3 protein-coding genes are annotated in these 4910 nt (G+C 35.1%); all 3 read right to left on the bottom strand.

Annotated features, from left to right (window positions below; all coding sequences use genetic code 11):
- Positions 1–465 (bottom strand): PQQ-binding-like beta-propeller repeat protein (locus QZU77_RS10375; protein ID WP_295603830.1); only part of this gene is annotated, 465 nt, incomplete at its 3' end.
- Positions 466–822: 357 nt separating this feature from the next.
- A complete protein-coding gene (locus tag QZU77_RS10370; protein WP_295603828.1) occupies positions 823–4203 on the bottom strand; it encodes an Ig-like domain-containing protein in 3381 nt (1126 codons plus the stop codon).
- Positions 4204–4419: 216 nt separating this feature from the next.
- A partial coding sequence (locus QZU77_RS10365) for a hypothetical protein (protein WP_394350532.1) occupies positions 4420–4910 on the bottom strand: 491 nt, incomplete at its 5' end.

The following is a 4910-nucleotide window of genomic DNA, read 5'->3' as shown; positions in this document are numbered from 1 at the left end:
AAGATTGATAGTACCATTTGAAGTTCCATCAGGGTTTAAAATGTATATTTTTGAACTGGTTCCAACATAAACTCTGCCGCTTGAATCAACTACAGGAGCAGTGAAACCGCTTCCGTCCACAGAATAATCCCAAAGAGTCGCATTTGTTTTAGGACCATTGTATGGAGATTGGCCAGTATTGTTGTTGTCATAGGACTCCTTTCCCCATTGAGCATCATAAACAGGCGAATCGTCACCCAACACCTGATCATCAGCAGAGGAAGTTTCCAAATCATCAAACCCGGAATTATCTTCCACATTGGTTTCCACATCTTCACTTACCTCAGCAATTGCAGGAGCATCATAGATAGAATCATCTACAGCCAATGCCGCACCGTCATCGCTTGCAGCGCTTACTGCACTTATGCAAATTAAAGATATGAAAACAATTGACATTATCAAAATTGTTTTTTTAAAATCTTTCATTATTACACCATTTTTAAAAATATTTTTCAACAAACTTAAATAAAAAAAGTTTAAAAGTTAATATACCTTTAAAAAATTAAAAAAAAATAAATTTTACTAAAATTTATTTTATTATATATCAATTATAATTGATATACATATATATTTATAAGTAAGTTATAATATATAACAGTTATTATTTAGTTTTTCATAGAAACTTTAAAAAATCAATTAAAAAAAAAGTTTTCAGAAACGCCATAGTCTAAAATAAACTAAAAGATCAAAACAACTTTTGATTCAAACTCCCGGATTAAAGATTCGAAAAAAAAATAAAAATAAAAACAATCGACGGCGAATGCCGCCGAATGAAATTTAATCTCAGTAGACCTTCAGCTTGCCACTGAAAGTTTTCTTGTAATTTCCGGAATCCCCTTTGAAAGTGGCTTTATACTTATATATCTTCTTTTTATTAGCCAGCTTCAATTTGAAAACAGCCACACCTTTGCTGCTGGTCTTAGCTTTATAAGTCTTTTTGTTAATCTTCAAATAAACAACTCGGCCTTTTAAGACCTTCTTGGAAACTGTCTTCAAGATGATTTTAAACTTGCGTTTGGAATTTGATTTCTTAACCTTCTTGGTCGGACTGGAGAATTTGACCTTGTTCTTTAAAACAGAAACACCAACAATTGATGAGCAAGATTTAAACCTGCTGTCCCCTGGGAAATAAAGATTGAACTTGTATTTGCCAGCAGAAACAATGTTTACCTGGAACTTGAAGAAACCTTTGGAATCTGTGGAAACCTTGTACTTACTGCCTCCAAAACTAATGACTATGGTCTTGGATGCCAAAGGATTATTGCTTGAATCCAACAAGTAGCCGGTTAAATACTCTCCGCTCTTGACGCCCGCACTTGGAACAGCTGAAACCTTCAAAGAAGAGCAACTGATATGAGTATCATAAACCCAACTCAAGGAAAAAGTCTCATTATAAAGCTTGTATGTAAAATCTTCATCTCCTGGATAATATATGACCAGATTGTTGGAGCCTTCGACAAGAGATATATTGAAACTGGTGAAGCCATTGGAAAAAGGCAACAGGTAATAATATTCATTGACTCCAACAGTCAGGTTGCCGCTGATAGTATAAGGCTTGAAATCAACAGAAACCTCACCCAATCCATTTCTAACTAAAGACAGATTGACATCCATTTTGAAATTTGAATCATTGTATTTCTTGACAACAGAAAAACTGGTGATATTGCTGCTTGCATGATAATAGTAACTTTCATTGTAACTTGCAGAAATCACATAATCTCCCAAAGCCAAATCAGTCAGAGTCACATTAGCAGAACCATTGACGACATAAAAGTCGAAAGAATTGTTGTTGATTGTTAAAACACCATATCCATAAACCTCACCGGGTCCGACAAGAATCTCAACCGTCTGATTCTCGCCAACGATAATATTATCCGCAAAAATACTGAGGAATGTATCCTCTTTAGAGGTTATATTGCGGTAAACAGTGAAATGAGTGATGGCAGAACTGTTATAATAATTATCGGTGCCTTCATAGTAAACGGCAACTAGATAATCGCCATCATTTAAATTTCTAACCTCATAAGTAGCAGAGCCATGATTCAAGTAAACCTTGTAAGTCTTATTGTTTATGACTATGCGCGCAAATCCACCAATGTCAGAAGGAGATGCATTAATTATAATCCGAGCCTTCTGGCCTTCAATAATGTCATCCGCAATAATTGTAATATTTGTATTGAGCTTGTCGACATTAATCAATTTATCTGCAAAAGACCTTGAAAAATACTCATTTCCCAGATAACTGACATTCAAAACATAATCTCCAGCAGACAATCCTTCGATGGAAAAAGTGCAGGAGCCGTTTTCGTTTAAAGAAGAGCGGTGTTCCTTACCGTCAATTAAAACGCAAACCATCCCATCCAGCAAAACAGATGACTGGCCGTTGTCAAAAACATCAACATTGATGGTCAGATTGTCACCGTAAACAATATCCAAACAATCAAACTCCAAACTGGAATTGAATTTGTCAACATCAATCACAAGTTCAAAAGAGTACCCATCTATTGAAGCATTGACTGCAAATCCTGAGCGAACATCGCTACCTGAAAATACAACAGACGCAGAACCCAAACTCAAATCAGAGACAGATGAACTTAAATAAGCATCACCTCCGCTGCAGTTGAATATTACCTGGCGAACAGGAATAAGACTTGAATCAGGAACTTCGTTTCCATCATTCAAACGATTCAGATAGACAGACAAGACAACAGACTCCTCCAATCCTAGATTTGAATAGGTAGGGTCTGCAGTCATGACAAGCCAGCTGGAAACATCAAAATTGGTAAGATTGTCGAAGACAGGATTATTGGATCCCCACCAGTTGTAACGGCATGCCAATATATCTCCTCCGACATTATAAATGTCATACTTGTCATTTACAACATTCTCGTCATATGTCTTTCTCAATTTGGTATTGTTTAAAAAGACATTGTAATTGGCTGTTAAATTCCCAGTATTGTAAATGACATTGCCGAACCATGTAAAAGCTGCTCCACCAGATTGATATAAAAATTTAAATGGATCAATATAATTATTCTTGAAAACATTGGATGTGATGTTCAAATCACCCTCATTATAAATGGCACCCCCTCCATTTGCAAACTGATGAAGCCAGACCGTATTGTTTTCAAATGTTGAATTGAAAATGCTGCAATCTCCTCTATTTGCCAATGCTCCTCCGCCTTTATCGAGATAGCCTGCAGAGGAATTGATAATTCGGGTGTTTGCAATATTGCAGATTCCAGTTGTACTTATTACAGCGCCATTGTTTATGAAAAGACTGTTGGAAATATTTAAAAAATCATGACTGGTAATCAAATGATGTGAGAAGTTTGTAAAAGAACTGTTATCAATGATCAAATCCTTTTCATTGATAATATGAAAATCATAGAAATGGTCTGAATAATTTTTATAAGCTTGTCCCCAAATATCATAAGTAAATTGATCATGACTGTTAAATCTGGCAATGAAACTGCAATTGCTAATATGCATGCTGCCATAATTAATAAATTTATCGCTATAAATGAAGTTGCTGTTTTCAAGATTTAAAAGTCCATGATTGGTAATCAAAAAATTTGAGCCGTTGACGAAATTGGAATTTTCAACTGTCAGGCCACCTTCATTGTAAATAGCCCCCCCATCAGGGGATGGAGAACCAATAAGATTGAGGAGGGTGATGTTGTTTAAAGCAAGAGTCCCATTGGAAAGTATTTTTAAAAAACTTCCGCTACTGAAGTCTATTGTGAAACCATTGCCGTTGACTGTCATATCCCTATCGATTATGAATCCCTCATCTGAAAACTCATCAGAACCTCTAGTTACATTGCCGTTAAGGATGATTATGCCTGTAGAAGACTCATCTATAGCTTTTTTCAAATCAGTGAAATTGGAAATGAGATCCTCATTTTCAGCCAGAATTCCGCTTTCACCCGCATTAGTTAAAGAATTTGTATTTTTAATACTAGAATCCGAATTTACATACTCATTCAAATCATCAATACCAGCACCTGAAGATAAACCGTCAGAACCAGCATTTGAAGATAAAACATCCTCCTCATTCAATTCAGAAACTTCAATATCCGAAGATGCTCCATTATATTCTAAAGAGTCAGCACCTATCGCATCTGAAAAACCCCCTGTATCATTCGCGCTGACATAAGTCAAACTTAATAAAAACACGAATAAAATAAAAACAAACTTAACAAAAGTTTTTTCATACATAATATCCACCTGAAACTAATATTAAAAATAAAAATTCAATAAACAAATAACCAATATGAGAAAAATAATTAAAAAAATACTAATAAAATAATAAAAAATTATTGATAAACAGCCTAGACAATAAAATTAAATCAATCCGCAATGATATTGGCGAATTGACTAATCTATTTTTTTAGTTTTATATCCTACATAAAGCAAAATCGCAAAGAGAATCAATAGCCATAAGAGATTATTCTCATTGACATCAGCTGTTTTATCAACAACATTCTTTTCTATTTCATATGCTTTTTGATTTGAAAATTCAGAACCTTCAGAACTTGAAGAGCTGCTGGCCTTTGAACTTAAAGGAGTGGAACCGGACAAGCCGGGAGTATCATAACTGCTGTTTCCATCATAAGATGCCTTGGTAGTTGAATTAATCATTGCAACCCCATTAATATCATTTGAAATAATAGAATTGATGCTGTTCATCATATTGCTTGTGAAGTCTATACCATAGACTGTGGAATAAGGATTAGCACCATTTGAACCACTCATAATGCCTAAAGCGCCTCTGCCATCAGAACCTCCATTGCCTATGCCATTGCCATTTCCATCACTTGGATTCGGATTTATCTTGAAATTGAATTCCCGTTCTCCAGAACCCTGAA

It is taken from the genome of uncultured Methanobrevibacter sp. (assembly GCF_902774605.1).
Lineage (GTDB): Archaea > Methanobacteriota > Methanobacteria > Methanobacteriales > Methanobacteriaceae > Methanocatella.
The sequence above is the reverse complement of the archived record's forward strand: the minus strand, read 5'-3'. Positions and strand labels throughout refer to the sequence as shown.